This window comes from Tannerella sp. (assembly GCF_052170195.1).
Lineage (GTDB): Bacteria > Bacteroidota > Bacteroidia > Bacteroidales > Tannerellaceae > Tannerella.
This window is the reverse complement of sequence record NZ_JBQNAZ010000005.1, coordinates 1-19878: the sequence shown is the minus strand read 5'-3', so window position 1 is coordinate 19878 and position 19878 is coordinate 1. Positions and strand designations below refer to the sequence as shown.

Annotated in this window: 19 protein-coding genes; 8 read left to right on the top strand and 11 right to left on the bottom strand. The window is 49.2% G+C overall.

Features of this window, described 5'->3' with window-relative positions; translation table 11 throughout:
• Positions 1–4: 4 nt before the first annotated feature.
• The 6 genes from ccsA to ACTTKA_RS02445 form a co-directional block, all read right to left on the bottom strand.
• Positions 5–781, bottom strand: a complete 777-nt coding sequence (ccsA, locus tag ACTTKA_RS02470) for a cytochrome c biogenesis protein CcsA (RefSeq protein ID WP_442723837.1) — start codon at positions 779–781, stop codon at positions 5–7.
• A complete protein-coding gene (locus tag ACTTKA_RS02465; RefSeq protein WP_442723836.1) occupies positions 778–2040 on the bottom strand; it encodes a cytochrome c biogenesis protein ResB in 1263 nt (420 codons plus the stop codon). Before ACTTKA_RS02465 ends, ccsA begins: the two co-directional genes overlap by 4 nt.
• A gap of 37 nt (positions 2041–2077) precedes the next feature.
• On the bottom strand, positions 2078–3583 hold the full coding sequence (nrfA, locus tag ACTTKA_RS02460; protein ID WP_442723835.1) for an ammonia-forming cytochrome c nitrite reductase: 1506 nt from the start codon (positions 3581–3583) through the stop codon (positions 2078–2080).
• A 145-nt stretch (positions 3584–3728) separates the two neighbouring features.
• A complete protein-coding gene (gene nrfH / locus ACTTKA_RS02455; protein WP_442723834.1) occupies positions 3729–4316 on the bottom strand; it encodes a cytochrome c nitrite reductase small subunit in 588 nt (195 codons plus the stop codon).
• Between the two features lie 356 nt (positions 4317–4672).
• The gene (locus ACTTKA_RS02450) at positions 4673–6112 is read right to left on the bottom strand and encodes a M56 family metallopeptidase (RefSeq protein ID WP_097531358.1); all 1440 of its coding nucleotides are present in this window, start codon (positions 6110–6112) and stop codon (positions 4673–4675) included.
• 6 nt (positions 6113–6118) lie between these two features.
• Positions 6119–6499 carry a BlaI/MecI/CopY family transcriptional regulator gene (locus ACTTKA_RS02445; protein WP_074451347.1) on the bottom strand — a complete coding sequence of 127 codons (381 nt, stop codon included), beginning with the start codon at positions 6497–6499 and terminating at the stop codon, positions 6119–6121.
• Between the two features lie 243 nt (positions 6500–6742).
• Here ACTTKA_RS02445 and ACTTKA_RS02440 point away from each other — a divergent pair, with 243 nt between their 5' ends.
• Together ACTTKA_RS02440 and ACTTKA_RS02435 are read left to right on the top strand one after the other, a co-directional pair.
• Positions 6743–8389, top strand: a complete 1647-nt coding sequence (locus ACTTKA_RS02440) for a diphosphate--fructose-6-phosphate 1-phosphotransferase (RefSeq protein ID WP_442723833.1) — start codon at positions 6743–6745, stop codon at positions 8387–8389.
• 14 nt (positions 8390–8403) lie between these two features.
• Complete coding sequence (locus ACTTKA_RS02435) at positions 8404–9006, top strand: riboflavin synthase (protein WP_014223698.1); 603 nt, start codon at positions 8404–8406, stop codon at positions 9004–9006.
• Positions 9007–9022: 16 nt separating this feature from the next.
• Here the strand turns inward: ACTTKA_RS02435 and ACTTKA_RS02430 are convergent, their stop codons facing one another.
• The 5 genes from ACTTKA_RS02430 to ACTTKA_RS02410 all read right to left on the bottom strand — a co-directional run bounded on the left by ACTTKA_RS02430 (position 9023) and on the right by ACTTKA_RS02410 (position 13925).
• A complete protein-coding gene (locus ACTTKA_RS02430) occupies positions 9023–10363 on the bottom strand; it encodes an MATE family efflux transporter (RefSeq protein WP_442723832.1) in 1341 nt (446 codons plus the stop codon).
• Between the two features lie 104 nt (positions 10364–10467).
• A complete protein-coding gene (locus ACTTKA_RS02425) occupies positions 10468–11730 on the bottom strand; it encodes a phosphoglycerate kinase (RefSeq protein ID WP_442723831.1) in 1263 nt (420 codons plus the stop codon).
• Positions 11731–11895: 165 nt separating this feature from the next.
• Positions 11896–12360 carry a hypothetical protein gene (locus ACTTKA_RS02420; protein WP_442723830.1) on the bottom strand — a complete coding sequence of 155 codons (465 nt, stop codon included), beginning with the start codon at positions 12358–12360 and terminating at the stop codon, positions 11896–11898.
• A gap of 34 nt (positions 12361–12394) precedes the next feature.
• The gene (locus ACTTKA_RS02415) at positions 12395–13357 is read right to left on the bottom strand and encodes a M48 family metallopeptidase (RefSeq protein ID WP_442723829.1); all 963 of its coding nucleotides are present in this window, start codon (positions 13355–13357) and stop codon (positions 12395–12397) included.
• A 4-nt stretch (positions 13358–13361) separates the two neighbouring features.
• On the bottom strand, positions 13362–13925 hold the full coding sequence (locus ACTTKA_RS02410; protein ID WP_442723828.1) for a LemA family protein: 564 nt from the start codon (positions 13923–13925) through the stop codon (positions 13362–13364).
• Between the two features lie 285 nt (positions 13926–14210).
• On the opposite strand from ACTTKA_RS02410, the gene ACTTKA_RS02405 reads away from it, so the two are divergent.
• The 6 genes from ACTTKA_RS02405 to ACTTKA_RS02380 all read left to right on the top strand — a co-directional run bounded on the left by ACTTKA_RS02405 (position 14211) and on the right by ACTTKA_RS02380 (position 19556).
• The gene (locus ACTTKA_RS02405; protein WP_442723827.1) at positions 14211–15485 is read left to right on the top strand and encodes a S41 family peptidase; all 1275 of its coding nucleotides are present in this window, start codon (positions 14211–14213) and stop codon (positions 15483–15485) included.
• Between the two features lie 23 nt (positions 15486–15508).
• Entirely contained in the window at positions 15509–16015 is a 507-nt protein-coding gene (locus ACTTKA_RS02400) for a peroxiredoxin family protein (RefSeq protein ID WP_442723826.1), read from the top strand.
• Positions 16016–16094: 79 nt separating this feature from the next.
• A complete protein-coding gene (panB, locus tag ACTTKA_RS02395) occupies positions 16095–16916 on the top strand; it encodes a 3-methyl-2-oxobutanoate hydroxymethyltransferase (protein WP_014223690.1) in 822 nt (273 codons plus the stop codon).
• A gap of 25 nt (positions 16917–16941) precedes the next feature.
• On the top strand, positions 16942–18420 hold the full coding sequence (gene proS, locus ACTTKA_RS02390) for a proline--tRNA ligase (RefSeq protein ID WP_442723825.1): 1479 nt from the start codon (positions 16942–16944) through the stop codon (positions 18418–18420).
• A 54-nt stretch (positions 18421–18474) separates the two neighbouring features.
• Positions 18475–18831: a DUF3127 domain-containing protein gene (locus ACTTKA_RS02385; RefSeq protein WP_046825637.1), complete on the top strand. Its 357-nt coding sequence runs from the start codon at positions 18475–18477 to the stop codon at positions 18829–18831.
• A 161-nt stretch (positions 18832–18992) separates the two neighbouring features.
• Positions 18993–19556 (top strand): RNA polymerase sigma-70 factor, encoded by a 564-nt coding sequence (locus tag ACTTKA_RS02380; RefSeq protein WP_442723824.1) that lies wholly within the window; start codon positions 18993–18995, stop codon positions 19554–19556.
• Positions 19557–19878: the final 322 nt, after the last annotated feature.

Sequence of the window (19878 nt, the reverse complement as noted above, 5' to 3'; positions counted from 1 at the left end):
TTCTTTAATACACATGAATGCTTCCTTGCGCCGCAGGCAGGTAGTTCACTCCGATCCAGGTGATCATCAACAAAACGAATGATACCGGCAGCATCCATAGAGTAAAGAAAGGATGGTATCGTTGCAGCCGCATATGAATGTACACTAAATATGAAGCGGCGGTGACAAAGGCCCACGTCTCTTTGGGGTCCCAAGACCAGTAATGTCCCCAGGCTTCTTTCGCCCAAATACATCCCATCAGCATACCGCACATCAGGAATCCGAATCCCACATAGACCAGATTGTCCATCAAATGATACAAACGTGCTTCCGGACTTCCTTTCTTCAGTTTGTTCAGCTGAATCAACGAAGCAATAGTGGACGCACCGAGCATGGCATACGACAAAATATACACCGTCACATGCGGTACGAACCAGTAACTTTGCAAGGCCGGCATCAAATGCTTGGAATGGATTTCAGGCTTAAAAATATTGATGCACGTAAATACTATCGCGACTAAAGCTGAAAAGGAAAGTAGCCACGGATACTGCCAATGCCGGTAGGTGATGTAACCAACTACCGAAAGGAAAAAAGCATACCACAGACGGGTCTCGCCGAGGGTACGCAGAGGCGGACGTTCGAGTCCGATCCACAGGCCGACGATAAATACCGTGAAAAGAGCGATTCCTGCAAGCATCAGAATATGGCTTATCCGTCTGCTACAGAAATAAACCGATATACCGGCCGACAACCAGCAAAGCATTGCCGGTAAGGCAAACCACAAAAATTCATTCCACGTCATACGTTTTCTTCCTCCTTCCGCCTCGCCCTGTTCCCGATCCATAGCATACATACCGACCCGGCAGCAAGCATAATGATACCGGCGTAAACCGCAGGGAACCAAGGATCATAAATCAATTCGACTGTTGAAAAGTTCGACATTTTTCCGGCGAGATTGTCGTAACCATGCTGGTAAATCATCCATGCCCCGGCACGATACGGCTTATTCACCTCCAATTGCGTATCGACTGTCCCTTCTCCTTTACGATATACCCGGATATCGGAAACGAAACGCTTCGGCTCGGGGCGTGTCGCCGCAATACAATAAGCGCTGTCGAGATTCAGCACCATGTACAGTTGAGAAACATTACCCGGACAAACCCAGCCCTCCCGTCTCTCGCCGGTTTGCGGATGATAGGCCGAGACATAGGCCGCGGGCGAAGAACCGGGCATGTGCACTTCATGATACGTACTGTCGCTGTTGCGCACGGCATCATGAATATACGATTTCAGCTCGATTTCCCATCCGAAAAGCATACCTTTCGGACGCTTCACTTCTAAAGGGAAAAACTCTGGACGCTTTTCCGGCATACTCTGCCCTGTCTGCCTGTCGATTACCGTCAAGCTGGGAGGATATTCCTCCATATAAAAATCATTTAGTTCAATGGCAATAGGCAGTTCCACCGTACGGTCGCGAGAATCGGTAGCGCGCCATTCAACCTCGCCTTCATAAACTTTCATCAGATAGCGCTCCATATCGGCCGCTCCCAGCCCTGCGGCAAACAATAAAAGCCATAGCCCGATATGATTCAGATAAAATCCGTAATCGCTCTTCCGGAAAGGAAACAACCTCTTTACAATAAGCGCTCCCAGCGAAAACAATGTAGTAAGATAAACGAGAACGAAAGGCCACGAGTGCGTCATCCGGTCAAAGCCCAGTACAAACGTCAGAAGCCGCTCGCCCGAGACACGCGTTGAGGCCTGCGGTGTCAATCCCATGACAAGGCCCAACAATAAGAGCGAAGCAATGAGAGTCACAGACAAGGGTACATCTGTAAACCATGCAAAAACGGGATTTCGGCGAAATACGGCGACAATCGCTACGATAGCTACGATCCCCGCACCCAATATCAGATTCACCGGTGAACGGAGTAAATCAAAGGCAAACTCACACGTTGCGAACTGCAACAGCATACCCACAACGACAATACCCGCGACAAAGGCAATGCTTTCCCGATAACGCCAAGGATGTTGCCACATCATACGTGTCCGGTGCTCCATCTACTTATCGAATTTTCGGAACAACAAGGAACCGGAATCAACCCACCGAAGCCAGCCGGTTTTTCTGACGGGCTTCTTCGATCCACTGAGGAACAACTTTATCAATAAATTTCGCTTTTTTAGTCTTCAAAGCATCGGGATCGAGACCGATATAACGCTGTGCCTTCTCTTTTGTCGCAATATCAGGCATCGGAACCTCGTCGGTATAGCCATGTTTTACCAAGACCCGCGCCACGGCCAGACGCGCCTGCATGGCACGATCTAATCCGGCACTCAAGATGCGGGTCACTTCCTGAGGTGCGTGGAAAGAAGCTCCATGAGAAGCAACTCCATAGTCCCAACGCCATTGCGACTGACGGATCAGCTTCAGCACCGGAGCCATCTCCGCTTCGGTCGCTCCTACTTTCCAGGCATGCTCCGCTTCAAGATGCGCCCGTAACAGTTCTTCTTCAAGCCGGTTCCGTACTTCGTTAGCCTTCCGCTGACGGTCATATACATTCTGCCGCAAGGTCTCTTCACTCTCGCGGTGGCATACCTGACACGTACGGTCGATATACTGCAACGGACTCGTGATATGGTGATCGCTGTATTTGATGCCTCCTTCACTCGTGTAGGGCATGTGACAGTCGGCACACGATATGCCTCTCTGAGCATGAATACCCTGCATAGCCAGCTCGTAGTCGGGATGTTGTGCTTTCAGAATCGGCGCGCGGCTCAAGGTATGGATATAATCGTAATATCCGGTCTCATCGTAATAGCGTTCGGCATCTTCCATCGTCATGCCTTTATCCCAAGGAAAGGTCAGGTATTTGCCGTCTCCCTTGAAGTAATATTCAACGTGACACTGAGCGCATACTAAAGAACGCATCTCCTGCGGGGTCGCTTGGGCGATATCCATTCCTCTGCGTTCAAAGGCCTCTACTAAAGCAGGGCGTGAAATATGCAGGTTCATCGTCTTCGGATCGTGGCAGTCGCCGCATCCGATCGGATTCACGATTTCGCTTCCCATCTGGCTCCAAGGGGTCTTATAGAAGTTCGCGATTCCTACCTCATGCATCATGCGGGGGACATCCGGTCCCTTACATGCCCAGCATGTAGCAGGTTGAATGTCTTTTTCTCCATCCACGCCCGGATTCCCCGTACGCAAGATATGAATCATATCCTCGATGGCGTGCTTATGGCCACGAGGAGAGTTATATTCTCTCGAGAATGAATACCCCGCCCAGAATATAACCATTGCGGGACGTTGGGCCAGCACATCGACAGCCCGGTTGCCATTAAATTCGGATACGAAACTCGTATCGGCCGTGCGGGTCCAAGTATTGTACTCGCGCGGATAATTTTCACCCCAAATTTCGTTTCTTGCCTCGAATGGGCCTATATCTACCTTTTTATTAGCGTATAACGTGGCGATTTCCGCTCTCCGCTCGGTAATCGAGGCAGCCAACAGTCCGAGAATAAACACTCCGGCCATGACAACGAAAAAGATTCCCCACCCCACGACGGGTTTACGTTTGATGATCTGTGTCAGCTTCTTAAACATATCCAATTCATTTTAAATGTTAACGATTCATGGTTATTATGTATCTGTCTGTAAGTAGTGGCTATTATCCCGTCATAAAGTCAGGAACACCAAGTCCACTCTCTCCTTACTACTTTTTTACTATTTTGGCAACCTTAGTACTTTTCTACTGCTTTTTCGCTCCCATCATCTCCTTCAACCATTCGGGAACCGGCGACTTGGGTAACGGTACAATCGCATGGGGAGAGGCTGCCAGACTGCTCATCTTCGTATGTGGAATGTCGGTATGACAGTCCCAGCAAGTCAATCCTTTACCCTCCTTCACCTCGGTATACGAAATCATCCCCGTCTTCACGAATTCCGTATTCAGTTGCGTATGACAACGAATGCAGTTGTTCATAATCACTTCGTAACTTTCTTCACGCGGCCGGATAGCCTGCGGCTCGGATCGAAGCGTGAACACCGAGGCATGCAGTAACCCGTCTTTCGCCTTAAAAGCATATTGTTTGAAGACATTGTCGTGCGGCACATGGCAATCGTTACACGTAGCCCTGCGTCCGTGCGAACTATGATCCCAGCTCTGATAATAGGGAGTCATGATATGGCAGTTGATACATACGGCCGGATCGTCCAAAAGGTAAGTATGCACCCTCGACATATAAACGGCATAGCCACCTAAGCCTGCGATTACGCCCCCGATCATAAAGAGCGGCAAGACGAACGATTCCGGTATCATCGTCAAATACTTTTTCATGGTGTACGCAGTTATTTTTTTATTCTTTGTAATTATTTTACACTCAGCTTTACTTACCCGTTTTTCTGATCAGTCTGGTATCATACCCTTCGATTATTCCCTTGAGAACCGGCTTCATCCTGAAAACGAAGAATAAAATTCCGAAACATTATTTATTTTTTTACAAAGATATATTACAAACAAACACAAAGATGTTAATTTATTATTTTTAACACAATAGAAAAATTTTCTTTCAAATCAAACATACAGAGTCCACATGTAACCATCAGAGAATATGGATATCCACAAAGAAAAGGCCGCCCCGCAATCCCAACGTTGCGAGGCGGCTCCTATCACTTCTTGAAACAAACGAAACCTTATTTCGTTTGAAGCGAGTCTTTTTTCGCCGAAAGACTGAAATTAATCGGAAGAGTATATTTTACTGACACATTTTTTCCTCTCTGCTTCCCGGGTTTCCAGTTCGGCATCGATTTGATCACCCTGATCGCTTCCGCATCCAAATCCGGATCAACACTTCTTACAACCTGAAAATCCCGAAGGCTTCCATCGCAGCTTACAACAAACGAGACGACAACCCGTCCTTCCATTTTTTTCTCAATGGCTTTGACCGGATACTTGATATTCTGAGCAATATATTTCATCATCTCACTCATTCCGCCCTGAAATTCAGGCATTTCCTCCACCACCATAAACACCACGGTATCTTCGGGCGTTGTCGGCGCAGGCTTAGGTTTAGCGGCAGGCGTTTTCGCTTCTGCAGGAATGGGCGTTTTCGCTACCGTTTCAACGGGTACGGCCACTTCCTGTCGAGGCGGAACAACGACTTTTTCTACACTTTTTGCTTCGACGGGTTGGGCGGTCGGAGCAAAATAGCTAACTTTGACACTCGAAATCTCGTCGAACGGACGGGAGATTTCCGGGCGGGCGAAGGCAACAACCGTCGTAGCTGCCAACGGGAGTACAAGCGCGTACTTCAACCGTGCCCATGCATTCGATTTTTTTTGTAACATCATAGTGATACGTTTTTTGAGGTTATTACTGTGATTATAGCCGTTGGCCATGGAGTAGAGTCGTGTGCCGACGGCTTTTTTTATAAGCAATAATTGATAATGTTGCGCTTCGAACCCTTCGTCGAGGACGGATTTGTCGGCCTCATATTCGTGCGTATTCCGCAAGTCGCGGTACAGCAGCCATGCGAAGGGGTTGAACCATTGCAGGATAACGAAAACATGTGCAGCCATCAGATCCCACGAGTGGTGGAGGCGGATATGCGCTGTTTCGTGCGCGATGATCGCGGCGCCGTCTTCGGCATAATCATCTTCGGAAAGCACAATATACTTCATCCAACTGAACGGAGCCATGCTCGTGTCGGTATGCAAAATCAGCCGGATATCGTTATCCAACGCCGCGTGTTTCCCTTTAGAGAGCAATCGCCATAACCGTAAGTAAGACAAAGCCTGATAAAGTACGCAATAGGCGATGCCGACGAGATATAACGTAAAGACCGGCACAAAGACAGACTGCCAGACAGACAGATCCAATGAGGCCGCGGCGCCTCCCGCGGTAAGAGTTGCGAGCGGCTGCTCAACGAGCATTTCCGGGACAACTTCCACACCTGTACGGAACGACAACGCACCGGCGAATAACGGTATTATCCACGACAGCGCCATGATGAAAAGCAACATGCAGCGATTGAGCCGATGAAACGTTTCACGGCTTAGCACCACGGTGTAAAACAAATAGAATATCGCCAGACATAACGCCGATTGCAGCGAATAAGAAAAGAATGCTCCCATGACACATCAAGATTTATCGCCTGCAGGCGGTGAGTTTTTTTCCACTTCGCGGATCAAAGCCTTCAATTCTTCGACAGAGATATTTTCGCTCTGCACAAGCGACGAAACGGCGTGCAAATACGAATTATCGAAATATTTACGGATGACACTCCGTAACGTGCCGCGCCGGTGCTCCTCCTTACTGATGACGGCGTAGTACTGATAGGTATTCCCGAACGTCTTATGCGCCAGAAACCCTTTTTCTTCCAACCCCCGGACAATGGTCGAAAGGGTATTGAAATGGGGCTTCGGATTTGGATAAAAATCGAGTATTTCCCTGACAAACAACGCTCCTCTTTCCCAAAAAAAGAGCATCAATTCTTCTTCTTTTGCTGTTAACTTTTGCATACGTCTATCCTCCTGTTCAAATTACGACTGCAAATAACGAGATAATTTAGTTACGAAACTAATTTCTACAGTTAAATATAACTAAAGGAAGTAGTTTAAACCGTTAATCATTAAAAATAAGGACATACACGGATAAACGATGCGAAAAAGGCCGGGCGGTGCGGTATGAGGTTCGCGGAAAAATATTATCTTTGCGGACGCAAAAACAAGAGACAAAAATATTTATAAAAAAAACAATACATCATGACAAAGAGCGCATTACAAATTGAGCGGGCACACTATGTTCCCAAGATGCCCACCGCCCTGCGAGGAGCCGTAAAGGCCGTAGACGGCGAGTACACCGAATCGGTAGCCAATCAGGAAGAGATCAAGAAACTGTTCCCGAACACGTATGGCATGCCCGTTGTGACTTTTGAGAAAAGCAACGAAAAGAAAACGATGCCGCCGATCAACGTCGGCGTGATTTTGTCGGGAGGACAGGCGCCGGGCGGCCACAACGTGATTGCCGGACTGTTCGACGGACTGAAATCGGGAAACAAAGATTCTCGCCTGTACGGATTCATCCTCGGGCCGGGCGGTCTGATCGAGCATAAATATATGGAACTGACGGCGGGTATCATCGACGAATACCGTAATACGGGAGGATTCGACATGATCGGCTCGGGACGTACAAAGCTGGAACAGAAAGAACAGTTCGACAAAGGGCTGGAGATTCTGAAAAAGCTCGACATTAAGGCGCTCGTGATTATCGGCGGCGACGACTCGAATACGAATGCCTGCGTATTGGCGGAATATTACAAATCGATCGGAGCCGGCGTGCAGGTGATCGGCTGCCCGAAAACGATCGACGGCGATTTGAAAAACGAGCAGGTAGAAACGTCGTTCGGCTTCGATACGGCATGCAAGGTCTATTCGGAAGTAATCGGAAATATCCAGCGCGACTGCAATTCGGCGCGCAAATACTGGCACTTCATCAAACTGATGGGACGCTCGGCCTCGCATATCGCTTTGGAATGCGCCCTGCAAACGCACCCGAACGTTTGCATCATCTCGGAAGAAGTGGAAGCCAGAAACCAGACGCTCGACGATATCGTGAACCAGATCGCAACCGTTGTGCTCAAACGCTCGGAGGCCGGCAACAACTTCGGGACGGTGCTGATCCCCGAAGGACTGGTCGAATTTATTCCGGCCATGAAACGGCTGATCGCCGAACTGAACGACTTCCTTGCCAAGCATGAAACGGAGTTCAAGATGATCAAGAAGAGCGAGCAGCGCAGCTATATCATCGCGAAGCTGACGAAAGAGAACTCCGAGCTGTACGCCAGCCTGCCCGAAGGCGTAGCCCGCCAGCTCACCCTCGAACGCGACCCGCACGGCAACGTACAGGTATCGCTCATCGAAACCGAGAAGCTGCTGGCCGAGATGGTAGGCAACCGTTTGGCCGAATGGAAAGCGGAAGGCAAATATACCGGCAAGTTCGCCACCCAGATGCACTTCTTCGGTTACGAAGGGCGTTGCGCCGCCCCGTCGAACTACGACGCCGACTATTGCTACTCGCTCGGATACGCGGCCGCCTGCCTGATTCATGCGGGTAAAACGGGCTATATGTCGTCGGTACGCAATACGACCGCACCGGCCGACAAATGGATTGCCGGCGGTATTCCGGTGACGATGATGATGAACATGGAACGCCGTCACGGCGAAATGAAACCGGTGATCCAGAAAGCGCTCGTCAAACTCGAAGGCGCTCCGTTCAAGGCGTATGCCGCACATCGCGAAGAGTGGGCTTTGAGCACGGACTATGTCTACCCGGGCCCGATACAATACTTCGGTCCGTCGAGCGTATGCGATGAGCCGACGAAAACGTTGCAGTTGGAACAACAAAAATAATCATCCCATACCTTATGTTTTCAGGAATCGTAGAAGAGGCCGCAACCGTTGTTGCGCTGGAGCAGGACAGGGGCAACCTGCATCTGACACTGCATTGCTCGTTTGTCGACGAGTTGAAGATCGATCAGAGCATCTCGCACAACGGGGTGTGCCTGACCGTAGTGAAGAAAACGCCGGAAAGCTACACCGTGACGGCTATCAAAGAGACGCTCGAACGTTCAAACCTCGGGCTGCTCAAGGTGGGCGACAAGGTGAATCTGGAGCGCAGCATGCTGATGAACGGCCGGCTGGACGGACACATCGTGCAGGGGCACGTCGATCAGACGGCAGTCTGCACACAAGTAACGGAAGCCGACGGAAGCTGGTACTACGCCTTTGAATATGAAATTGATCCGGCCATGGCCAAACAGGGATACATGACGGTCGAGAAAGGCTCCGTCTGCGTGAACGGCGTCAGTCTGACCGTCTGCAACTCACAGACCAACCGTTTCGAGGTAGCCATCATTCCCTATACGCACGATTATACGAACTTCGGGCAGATCGAGCAGGGAACGGTCGTCAACCTCGAGTTTGACATCATCGGGAAATATCTCAGCAAACTGATGACATTTCAATAAGAAGAGAGAGGGGGAGTCAGGAAATGACCCTCCTCTTTTTCCATCGCCCCGTATGATAATATATATATGTGGCGACGAATCCGAGTGAGATACTTAATACAATCGCCCACCAGATTCCCACACGTCCCCACGCATGGCTCAAACCGTAAGCCAACGGAATACGGATCAGCCAGAAGGTAACGATACCTGTCACCATGGCAAAGAGCGTATCCCCAGCTCCACGCATCGCGCCGTTGAAGATCCCCAACGCGCCGTGAACAGCCAGAAAACTCCCGAGAATCAGGAGATATTCGTAACCGATGGCAATCACGTCGGCATCGTGTGTAAAAGCGCGCATCATCTCTTTTCCGAAGAAATACACGGCGACGAATACGGTACCGCAAAACAGCAAATTAAATGTTAAGGCAAAGCGCACACCTGATCGCACACGGTCCCATCGCTGCGCACCGATGTTCTGTCCGCAAAACGCAGCCAGAGCGCTGGAAACGGTCAGGAGCGCCTGCGTGATGAACGAATCTACTTTTCCGGCCGCACCGTAGGCCGTCAACGTATCCGTACCGAACTTGTTGACAATGCCCAGAAGCGCCACTAACCCGATGGCGATGGAGACTTGCTGTATGCTCGTCGGGATGCCGATACGCAACCCCTGCATAAAGAGTTTCCCGTCGAAGCCCCAATCTTTCCGACGAATTGAGAGCAACGGATGACGCCGGTGTATGTATGCTAATACAATACACACTCCAACCCCTTGTGCCGCGACGGTCGCAAGAGCAGCTCCTTCAATCTCCCACCCGAACCCGATAATAAAAAGCAAATCGAACAGGATGTTCAGCACAGCGGTGATGAGGACGAAGATCATCGGACGCGCCGAGTCGCCCATACTCCGCAAAACGGACGACATGCTATGAAACGTAATAAACAGCACCGTCCCGCCCGCATAGATGCGGAAATAGCGGACGGCCTGCGGAATGACCTCTTCAGGCGTGCGGGTCAGCCGAAAAAAATCTTCGGTAAACACGATGCCGGACACCGACAGAAAAATACCGGCAATCAGCGTGAAGCCGCAAAACGATGAAAAAGCACGCTGTACCTTGTCGTACTGACGCGCCCCGAAATATTGCGAAACGATGACTGTGATACCGCTTCCTATACCGATCACGAAGGAGATAATGAAATAGTAAATGAAAAACGAAGCCGAAACGGCTGCCAGCGCCTCCTTGCCCAAAAAACTCCCGACGATCACACTGTCGGTAAGGTTATAAACTTGCTGAATAAGATTGCCGACAAGCAGAGGAAAAGCAAACGTCAAGATAACTTTCCAGACCGCTCCCTGCGTTAAATCGTGTTGCCGTTTCATGTCGTAAAAGCAGGGAAGATTCCGTGCAAGCAACGAAGAGAGTCGGCCGTTAGGACACATCGCCGTGCGCAGTTATGGCCGACCTCCGTGCTGTCAATCTCCTTTCAATACCCGCGGATCGCTTCGATTCCGGGAAGGGTTTTTCCTTCGATGGCTTCGAGCAGTGCACCGCCTCCGGTCGATACGTATGACACTCCGTCGGCCAATCCGAATTTATTGATACATGCCACCGAGTCACCTCCTCCGATAAGCGAGTAAGCGCCGTTTTTCGTGGCCTCGACAATCGCTTCGGCTACCGAGCGCGATCCGTGCGTAAAGTTTTCAAATTCAAACACCCCGGTCGGACCGTTCCAAAGGATCGTTTTGGAAGCGCGGATCACCTCCGCATATCTCTTCTCCGTCTCAGGCCCGATGTCCATGCCTTCCCATCCGTCGGGGATTTCATTGCTCGCGGCATACGCTGTTTTCGCGTCGTTGCTGAAATCGTCGGCAATTTTCGAGTCTTCGGCCAGTACGAGGTTGACGCCTTTCTCTTTGGCTTTGGCCAGCAGTTCGAGGGCGAGATCTAACTTATCGTCTTCGCAGATCGATTTTCCGATTTTCCCACCCAGCGCTTTCATAAACGTATACGTCATTCCGCCGGTGATAATCAGGTTGTCGACCTTATTGAGCAAATTCTCGATCACCTCGATCTTGGACGATACTTTCGATCCTCCCATAATGGCAGTAAAGGGTCTGTTGATGTCGTTAAGCACTTTCTCAACGGCAGCCACTTCCTTTTCCATCAGATAGCCGAACAACTTATGATCGGCATCGAAATAAGCGGCCATCAAAGCCGTTGAAGCATGCGCGCGATGGGCCGTACCGAAGGCGTCGTTCACATATACGTCGGCATAAGACGCCAGCGTTTCGGTAAACTTCTTCTGGCTTTCTTTCACAGCTTTCTTGGCGGCCGCCTTCTCCTGTTCGGTAGCATCATCGGCCAGTCCGCGGGGCTTGCCTTCTTCTTCGGCATAGAAACGCAGATTTTCGAGCAATAACACTTCGCCCGGTTGCAGGGAAGAGGCTTTCAGTTTGGCTTCTTCGCCAACACAGTCGTGGGCGAACTGTACATCGACGCCAAGCAAGCCGGATACGTGTTTAAGAATATGTTTCAGCGAATATTTATCGGTAACGCCCTTGGGACGTCCCAGATGTGAACCGATGATGACGCTGCCGCCATCGCTCAGTATTTTCTTCAGGGTGGGTAAGGCAGCACGGATACGCGTATCGTCCGTAATGTTGAACTGTTCGTCTAAGGGTACATTGAAATCTACCCGTACAAATGCCTTTTTTCCGGCAAAATTAAAGGAATCGATCGTCTGCATAATGATTGAATTTATCGAATATTAAATGTTGCGAATGTTTATCCGCCTGTTTCTCCAAGCGATGTGCAAAGGTATAAAATAATTGCCAACCGACAACCGGCAGCCGATAATTTTTACGTCTGCGAACGGAGGAGATGCGGGTGGCGACAGCCATTGCAAGCGGCTTCATGTCAATTTAAACCGGAGGCGTAGCCGTCCGTTTTCGTAATCGTGCGAAATGATTTTAAAACGGCCGACTTCGGAGGTGTTCGATACGTGTTGTCCGATACAGGCGCAGGCATCGTAGTCGCCGATGCGGACAATGCGCAATGTTTCGGAGACGCCTTCAGGCAGCTTGCTCAGGTCGACAAGCGCCGCCGCTTCTTCGTGCGACATGTACTCGCTCGTGACAGGCAGATGCCGGTCGATCACAGCGTTCACGCAACGTTCGATCTCTGCGATCTGTTCGTCTGTCGGGGCAGAGGACAGCAGATAGTCGCATTTCGATTTTTTGCGTTCGATATGCGTATTCCGGGAGCGCGGACACCCGAACCGGTTCACCATGGTTCGGTTCAGGATATGTTCGGCCGTGTGCATCGGAGGGTATTCCGTCTTATTGTGCGCGTTTAATAACGGGCTTTCCTTTTCCATATTATTACTATTGATGTGCATTGTTCGGGGACGATCAGAACTGTTCGAGCACCCGGATTCTTTTTTCGATGGGCGGATGGGTTGCGAATAATTCATTGACGAACGACGCGCTTTTCTTCATTGGGTTCTCGATAAAAAGTTGCGCCACATCGTTTTGTTCGACAGCTTCGATCAGTGGATCGGTCGATATTTTACGTAAGGCCGAGGCCAGCGCCAGCGGATTCTTCGTCATCTCGGCGCTTCCGGCGTCGGCCACGTATTCCCGGTTGCGGGAGATGGCAAAACGCATCAGCATCGTAATAAAGTAGCCGATGACAGCCAGTACCAGAACGACTAACAGGATAGCCAGTCCTCCTCCGTTTTTGCCGTTCCGCAAGCTTCCGTGCAGCAGACGACGCAAAGCCATCCGGGAGAGAAACGAAAAAATGCCAACGAAAACAATGGAAACGATCAGTACGTGTACATCGCGATTGCGGATATGCGTCAGCTCGTGCGCGATAACGGCTTCCAGCTCGGCATCGCTCAGGCGGTTGATAATTCCGCGCGAAAGTGAAACGGTATACGTCTTTTTATTCAATCCGCTGGCAAAGGCATTCATCGACAAGTCTTCGATCACGTTGATTTTCGGCATCGGCAGTCCGTTAGCCATACAAAGATTCTCGACTAAATTATACACGCGCTTATTATCCCGTCGTTCCAGCGTATACGACCCGGTCGCGGCATGGATGATCGATGTATTCGAATAATAAGCGATCAGAAACCAGACTAAACAAATTCCCACCACCCACGGTGCGGCATTAAGAAACGATTCGTTCGCGATTTGCCAGGAATCTTCCCATGAATAGACGGCAGCCGCATCATCCGAAACGAAAAAAACATGGATAATCACGAAGAAAACCCACGTCAAAAAAAGGATGACGCAAGGGAAAAGCAATAACATCATCATCGAGCGGATGTTGTTTCTCCGTTGCTGCGTCTGTATACCGAGATACTTCACCGGATCAGAAGTTTATTTTCGGTGCTTCTTCCAATTGCGCCCGTTGACTTCCGAGATCGAACATCGTCTCGCGACGGAAACCGAACATACCGGCCACAAGATTGGCGGGGAATGTTTCGACGGCATTGTTGTATTCCTTCGTCGCCGAATTGAAGTAACGGCGCACGGCCGCCAGTTTGTTTTCGATATCGGCCATCTCTTCCTGCAACTGCATAAAGTTGGCGTTGGCTTTCAGGTCGGGATAAGCTTCGACCGACACGGTCAGCCCCCGCAGTGCGGCAGACAACTGATTTTCAGCGGCAATCTTCTGATCAATGCTTTGTGCCGACATGGCAGCGGTACGAGCCTGCGTGATCTTCGTCAACGTTTCACTTTCATGCTTCATATAGCCTTTAACGGCTTCGACCAGCTGCGGTATCAGGTCATGTCGCTGTTTCAACTGCACATCGATATCGGCAAACGCATTCTCGCGATTGTTGCGGAAACGTACCAGCCGGTTGTACACCGACATGAAAAAAAGCAACAAAACAACGATGATGACAATCGTAATAATTAATCCTGTACTCATTTCTCTATTTGAATAAAAAATTGAACATGCGACAAAGATACGTATTTTTCCGGTAGAAAAAGCGTCTTTATCTCCGCCCCTCCATTCCCTTGCTTAACAAACCATATCCGATGAATAACGAATGAGCATTGAATTTCAACGCAGCTTTAAAACGATCAGGTAAAATTTCGATGTTTTGCATTTCTACCCTATATTTGTCGGCCGGAATAACGACAGTATGTAAGAGTGAAAAAGATAAACTCAAGTCTGAATTTCAGTATTAATCATAAAAATAAACTTGACATCATGAAAAAAATCATTTTATCTTTTAGCTTGATGATCGCAGGAACAATGCTAACATCGGCCGGAACAGGAATTCAAGAAAACACCGATCGCTTATCGGAGGAAGAGAAGATATACGGTCTGTCGACAGTCTGGAAAGAGGCCGACAAAAATTTTGTATTCTTCGATCAGGTGCCCGATCTGGATTGGAACAAGACATATCAAACATTTATTCCGAAAGTCTTGAAAACCCAAACGACGTACGAATACTATCGCATATTGCAGGAGTTTTGTTCATTGCTAAACGACGGACATACACGGGTCGTTATCCCGTGGGAACTTAGAGAAGTTTTCGAAGTAGCTCCCCCCATTCTTACGGAACTGGTCGATGGCAAAGTGATTATTGGCCGCATCTTGAACGATACACTTGAGCAGCAAGGCCTCTCGGTTGGAATGGAAATTGTAGCAATAGATGGGACGGAGGTGCATGAATATGCGATGAAGTACATTCAGCCATTCGTGTTTTATTCCACAAAGCAGGATATGGAAGTACAGGTTTACGAACACAACCTACTGAAAGGACATATCGACAAACCATTGAAGATCCGCACAAAAGACAACAAAGAATTTTCAGTGAGCAGAAGATTGAAGAAACTGGACAAACCGGTACAAATATTTGAATTTAAGGTATTGGATGATAATATGGGTTACCTGAAAATTAACCGATTTTGGGGTGATCGCTTCAAAAGTGAATTCGACAGTCTTTATCATGAAATAAGAAAGACCTCGAAACTGATTATCGACATATCGGAAAACGAGGGGGGCAACAGCGGATATTCCAATTATGTTATCAGCCATCTGATTGAGAAACCTGTTTTGTCGTCGAGATGGAAAACACTGATGTATATGCCTGCTTATGCCTCGTGGGGATGGAATACACAATGGCAGGACAATAGCGGAAGTATGATTCAGCCGGTACGTGAATCACTGCGTTTTACAAAACCAATCGTTGTTTTGATCAGTGAAAAAACGTATTCTGCTGCAGAAGACTTTGCATCTTTATTTCTGAATGCAAAAAGAGGTGTTTTAATCGGGAGAACAACAGCTGGAACAACAGGTAATCCCATCGGCTTCGAACTTCCCGGGAAGGGCTGGCTTCAGATATGTTCGAAAAGAGACTATTTAGCCAACGGCAAGGAGTTTGTCGGTTACGGAATTGAACCTGATCACACAGTAAAGAAAACCAAGGATAAAGAAGAGCTTAAAAAGGAAGGCATAAAGATTTTAAAGAATCAGTGAAACGTATTTAAAACAGTGAAATTATGAAAATAATATTTTGGATTTCATTTCTGGCAGCATTGACCCTTGAAATGGTGCATGGCCAGGATAACTCGGCATTATTAAAAGTCGGTACGCAAGCGCCTGCTTTTACGTTGACGTCGGTCGAAGGTAAAACGGTCAGTCTCTCCGATTTCAAGGGGCGTTATGTACTGATCGATTTCTGGGCATCATGGTGTCACGACTGCCGGAAGGCGAGCCCCGAAATGGTGGCGCTGTTCGCGAAATACGGTAAGGAGAACATCGCGTTTCTCGGCGTATCGTTTGACGACAAGCGCGAGAACTGGGAGAACGCCGTAAAACACGATCAACTTACGTGGACACACGTGAGTGAACTAAAAAAATGGAAAGAAACGACCATTTCCGGGCAGTACGGCATCCGATGGATCCCGACCGTCTATCTGATCGATCCCGATGGGCGGGTGGCGTATGCCGATATCAACGGACATGGGTTGGAAGAGAAACTGCAGGAGATTTTCGGACGCAGATAAAACCTTGTTACAACAGAGTCCATCGCGTTTTTTCCTACAATAAAAAATAACTACCTTTGCCACGTTTTAAGTTCAGGAGATGTCAGTAGCAGTATCAGAAGACAACCGTAAGGTAACGACACACCGCCTTTTTGAAATGAAACAGCGGGGCGAAAAGATTTCGATGCTTACCGCCTACGATTATTCGATGGCGCAAATCATCGACCGGGCAGGCATGGATGTGATCCTCGTCGGCGATTCGGCCTCGAATGTGATGGCAGGGAATGTAACGACCCTTCCTATTACCCTCGATCAGATGATTTATCACGGCAAATCGGTGATGAAAGCCGTCAAACGGGCGCTTGTCGTGGTCGATCTGCCTTTCGGGACGTATCAGGGCAATTCGAAAGAGGCGCTCGCCTCAGCCATCCGCGTAATGAAAGAGACACATGCCGACTGCATCAAGATGGAAGGCGGATCGGAAATCAAAGAATCCATACAGCGCATCTTGTGCGCCGGCATCCCGATCATGGGACATTTGGGACTGACTCCGCAGTCGATCAACAAATTCGGCACCTATGCCGTCCGTGCCCGTGAAGAAGAAGAAGCCCGCAAACTGCTCGAAGACGCCCATCTGCTCGAAGAATGGGGATGTTTTGCGCTGGTACTTGAAAAGATTCCGGCAGCACTGGCTTCACAGGTAGCTTCCGAGCTGAAAATCCCCGTGATCGGCATCGGTGCCGGTGGCGGCGTAGACGGGCAGGTACTGGTGATGCACGACATGCTCGGGATCAATCAAAACTTTTCGCCTCGCTTCCTGCGGCGCTACGCCAATCTTCACGAAGAAATGACGAAAGCGCTTCACGCTTACATCGAAGATGTTAAAGCAGGCGATTTCCCGAACGAGAACGAACAATATTGAAAAAAAGAAACGAAAATAAATGACAATGGCAAAAGAACTAAAGGAACTCACTTCACAAGACGAAAATTATTCGCAATGGTATCAGGACTTGGTCGTAAAAGCCGATCTGGCCGAAAATTCGGCCGTGCGCGGCTGTATGGTCATCAAGCCCTACGGATATGCAATCTGGGAAAAGATGCAGCGTATTCTCGACGATAAATTTAAGGAAACGGGACATCACAACGCTTATTTTCCTCTGTTGATCCCGAAATCGTTTCTGAGCCGCGAAGCCGACCACGTCGAAGGGTTTGCCAAAGAGTGCGCCGTTGTGACGCACTACCGTCTGAAGAACGATCCGGAAGGTAGCGGCGTGATCGTCGATCCGGCCGCCCGCCTCGAGGAAGAACTCATCATTCGCCCCACTTCCGAAACCATCATCTGGAACACGTATAAAAACTGGATTCAGTCGTACCGCGATCTGCCGCTGCTCATCAACCAGTGGGCGAACGTAATGCGCTGGGAAATGCGTACGCGCCTGTTTCTGCGTACGGCCGAGTTCCTTTGGCAGGAAGGTCATACGGCGCACGCCACACGCGAAGAGGCCGAAGTCGAAGCGCGGAAGATGCAGAATGTCTATGCCGATTTTGCCGAAAACTATATGGCTATGCCCGTAATCAAAGGCGTGAAGACCGAAAGCGAACGGTTTGCCGGCGCCGTCGACACGTACACCATCGAGGCCATGATGCAAGACGGGAAGGCTTTACAAGCCGGTACGTCGCACTTCCTCGGACAGAATTTCGGGAAGGCTTTCGATGTGACGTTCATCGATAAAGAAGGAAAGACCGACTATGCGTGGGCTACTTCGTGGGGTGTTTCCACACGGCTCATCGGGGCGCTGATCATGTCGCACTCCGACAACAACGGGCTGGTGCTGCCACCACATCTGGCGCCGATACAGGTCGTGATCGTACCGATTTACCGCTCTGCCGAGCAACTGGCGCAAATCAGTGAGAAGGTCAATAAAATCATCGCCGGTCTAAAAGCGTCAGGCATCAGCGTGAAATATGACGATCGTGACACGAAGAAACCCGGCTGGAAATTCGCCGAATACGAACTGAAAGGAGTGCCGGTACGCCTGGCCATGGGAGGACGCGATCTCGAAAACAACACGATCGAGGTCATGCGTCGCGATACGCTCGAAAAAGAAACGGTTACCTGCGAAGGAATCGAGGCACACGTAAAGAATCTGCTTGAAGAAATTCAGAGGAATATTTTCCGGAAAGCGTTGGAGCATCGTGAGAAGCACACGGTCAAAGTCGATACGTACGACCAGTTTAAGGAAAAGCTCGAAGAAGGCAACTTCATCCTGGCTCACTGGGACGGCACACCCGAAACGGAAGAGCGCATCAAAAACGAAACGAAAGCGACTATCCGCTGCATTCCTTTCGACGACGCAACGCCCGGACAATGTATGGTAACCGGCAAACCGTCTGCTCAACGCGTTCTTTTCGCACGAGCGTATTGATAGACTCATGCCGATAAATGTTATAGATCAGAAATATCATAAAGTGAAAGAGATATGGAAGTAAGAGGAAAAATAATCGTCGTTCAACCGGTTCAGACGGGCGAAGGAAAGAACGGAACATGGAAAAAACAGGAGTATGTGATCGAATACGACCGGAATGCCCAGTATCCGCGGAAAATGATGTTCAACCTGTGGGGAGACCGGATCGACCAGTTTAACATTCAGGAAGGACAGGATCTGAAAATTTCGTTCGATATCGACTGTCGCGAATACAACGGACGATGGTATAACGATATACGCGCGTGGCGAGTGGAGCCGGACAACGAATCGGGAGGTATGCAACCGATCGATCAACCGCTTCCGCCACCGGAAATACCCCCTTCCGATCCGGCAGACGATCTGCCATTCTGAACGGCGGAGAGAGGAGGAGGCAGGAAGCGCTCCTCTCCGATGTAATACGCCCATTCCTTTTCGTACGATGAGATCGGCAAACAGGTATTCGTAAGGGAGAAATAATTGAGAAACAACTCCTTTCCTCTCCCGTACGAATGTTTGAATCTTTAACCTGAACTGTGGAAAATAGAACGGATATAAATGACTTCGACCGATTGTATCACGACTACCGTCAACGATACATCCGTTTTGCGCACACCTATGTGCGCGACACGGCCACAGCGGAAGATATCGTAATGGACAGCCTGATGTACTATTGGGAAAACCGCTCTGCTCTGCCACATCAAACGAATATTCCGGCTTATGTGCTAACCATCGTAAAGAACAGATGTATCAATCACCTGAGGCGCGAACAAAAACGTGAGGAAGTGGAACGACTTATCTCGGAACATGAGGCTTGGGAACTGAGTGTGCGCATCTCGACTCTCGAAGCGTGTAATCCGGAACAACTCTTTTCCGAGGAGATACAGGCCATCATACAAAAAACACTTGACTCCCTTTCGGAACAGTCGCGTCGCATCTTTATCCGCAGCAAATACGAGTACCGGAGTCACCGCGAAATTGCCGACGATCTGGGACTTTCGATCAAAAGTATCGAGTATCATATCACGAAAACCCTTAAGCTCCTCCGTCAGGCCCTTAAAGATTATTTCCCCGCTTTGCTGGTGCTGCTCGGAACTTGACCATTCACGAGGTCACAGTACGCCCAAAAATCAAAGATAAATGCTATCCGTTTCGATTTACAAATATGGATGGCTACACAGCTTGAGAAGGTTAATCCCAAATTACGCGATACACTGTTCGGCGTTTACCATTAATAATGGATATGCGAATGTACGACAATGGTTACGTCAGGCTTACAGCCCTCCCAACGGGGATATTGCTTTTTCCCCAACGCTTCGCATTGGGCTGAATTATCTCGCCCTTTCAGGGCTGTTTTTCAATGGTTAATGACTTTGTTGCAACGGTAGTCAAGAGGGTATTTTTCTTTTCTGCCGTTACGCA

Bases quoted from the DNA above. Each gene is read 5' to 3' on its own strand.
- ACTTKA_RS02400 (WP_442723826.1), top strand. From the start codon at position 15,509: ATGAAAATAATATTTTGGATTTCATTTCTGGCAGCATTGACCCTTGAA.
- ACTTKA_RS02445 (WP_074451347.1), bottom strand. From the start codon at position 6,499: ATGCAAAAGTTAACAGCAAAAGAAGAAGAATTGATGCTCTTTTTTTGG.
- nrfA (WP_442723835.1), bottom strand. From the start codon at position 3,583: ATGTTTAAGAAGCTGACACAGATCATCAAACGTAAACCCGTCGTGGGG.
- ACTTKA_RS02385 (WP_046825637.1), top strand. From the start codon at position 18,475: ATGGAAGTAAGAGGAAAAATAATCGTCGTTCAACCGGTTCAGACGGGC.
- ACTTKA_RS02410 (WP_442723828.1), bottom strand. From the start codon at position 13,925: ATGAGTACAGGATTAATTATTACGATTGTCATCATCGTTGTTTTGTTG.
- proS (WP_442723825.1), top strand. From the start codon at position 16,942: ATGGCAAAAGAACTAAAGGAACTCACTTCACAAGACGAAAATTATTCG.
- ACTTKA_RS02425 (WP_442723831.1), bottom strand. From the start codon at position 11,730: ATGCAGACGATCGATTCCTTTAATTTTGCCGGAAAAAAGGCATTTGTA.
- panB (WP_014223690.1), top strand. From the start codon at position 16,095: ATGTCAGTAGCAGTATCAGAAGACAACCGTAAGGTAACGACACACCGC.
- ACTTKA_RS02430 (WP_442723832.1), bottom strand. From the start codon at position 10,363: ATGAAACGGCAACACGATTTAACGCAGGGAGCGGTCTGGAAAGTTATC.
- ACTTKA_RS02420 (WP_442723830.1), bottom strand. From the start codon at position 12,360: ATGGAAAAGGAAAGCCCGTTATTAAACGCGCACAATAAGACGGAATAC.
- ACTTKA_RS02465 (WP_442723836.1), bottom strand. From the start codon at position 2,040: ATGGAGCACCGGACACGTATGATGTGGCAACATCCTTGGCGTTATCGG.
- ACTTKA_RS02405 (WP_442723827.1), top strand. From the start codon at position 14,211: ATGAAAAAAATCATTTTATCTTTTAGCTTGATGATCGCAGGAACAATG.
- ACTTKA_RS02440 (WP_442723833.1), top strand. From the start codon at position 6,743: ATGACAAAGAGCGCATTACAAATTGAGCGGGCACACTATGTTCCCAAG.
- ACTTKA_RS02450 (WP_097531358.1), bottom strand. From the start codon at position 6,112: ATGGGAGCATTCTTTTCTTATTCGCTGCAATCGGCGTTATGTCTGGCG.
- nrfH (WP_442723834.1), bottom strand. From the start codon at position 4,316: ATGAAAAAGTATTTGACGATGATACCGGAATCGTTCGTCTTGCCGCTC.
- ccsA (WP_442723837.1), bottom strand. From the start codon at position 781: ATGACGTGGAATGAATTTTTGTGGTTTGCCTTACCGGCAATGCTTTGC.
- ACTTKA_RS02435 (WP_014223698.1), top strand. From the start codon at position 8,404: ATGTTTTCAGGAATCGTAGAAGAGGCCGCAACCGTTGTTGCGCTGGAG.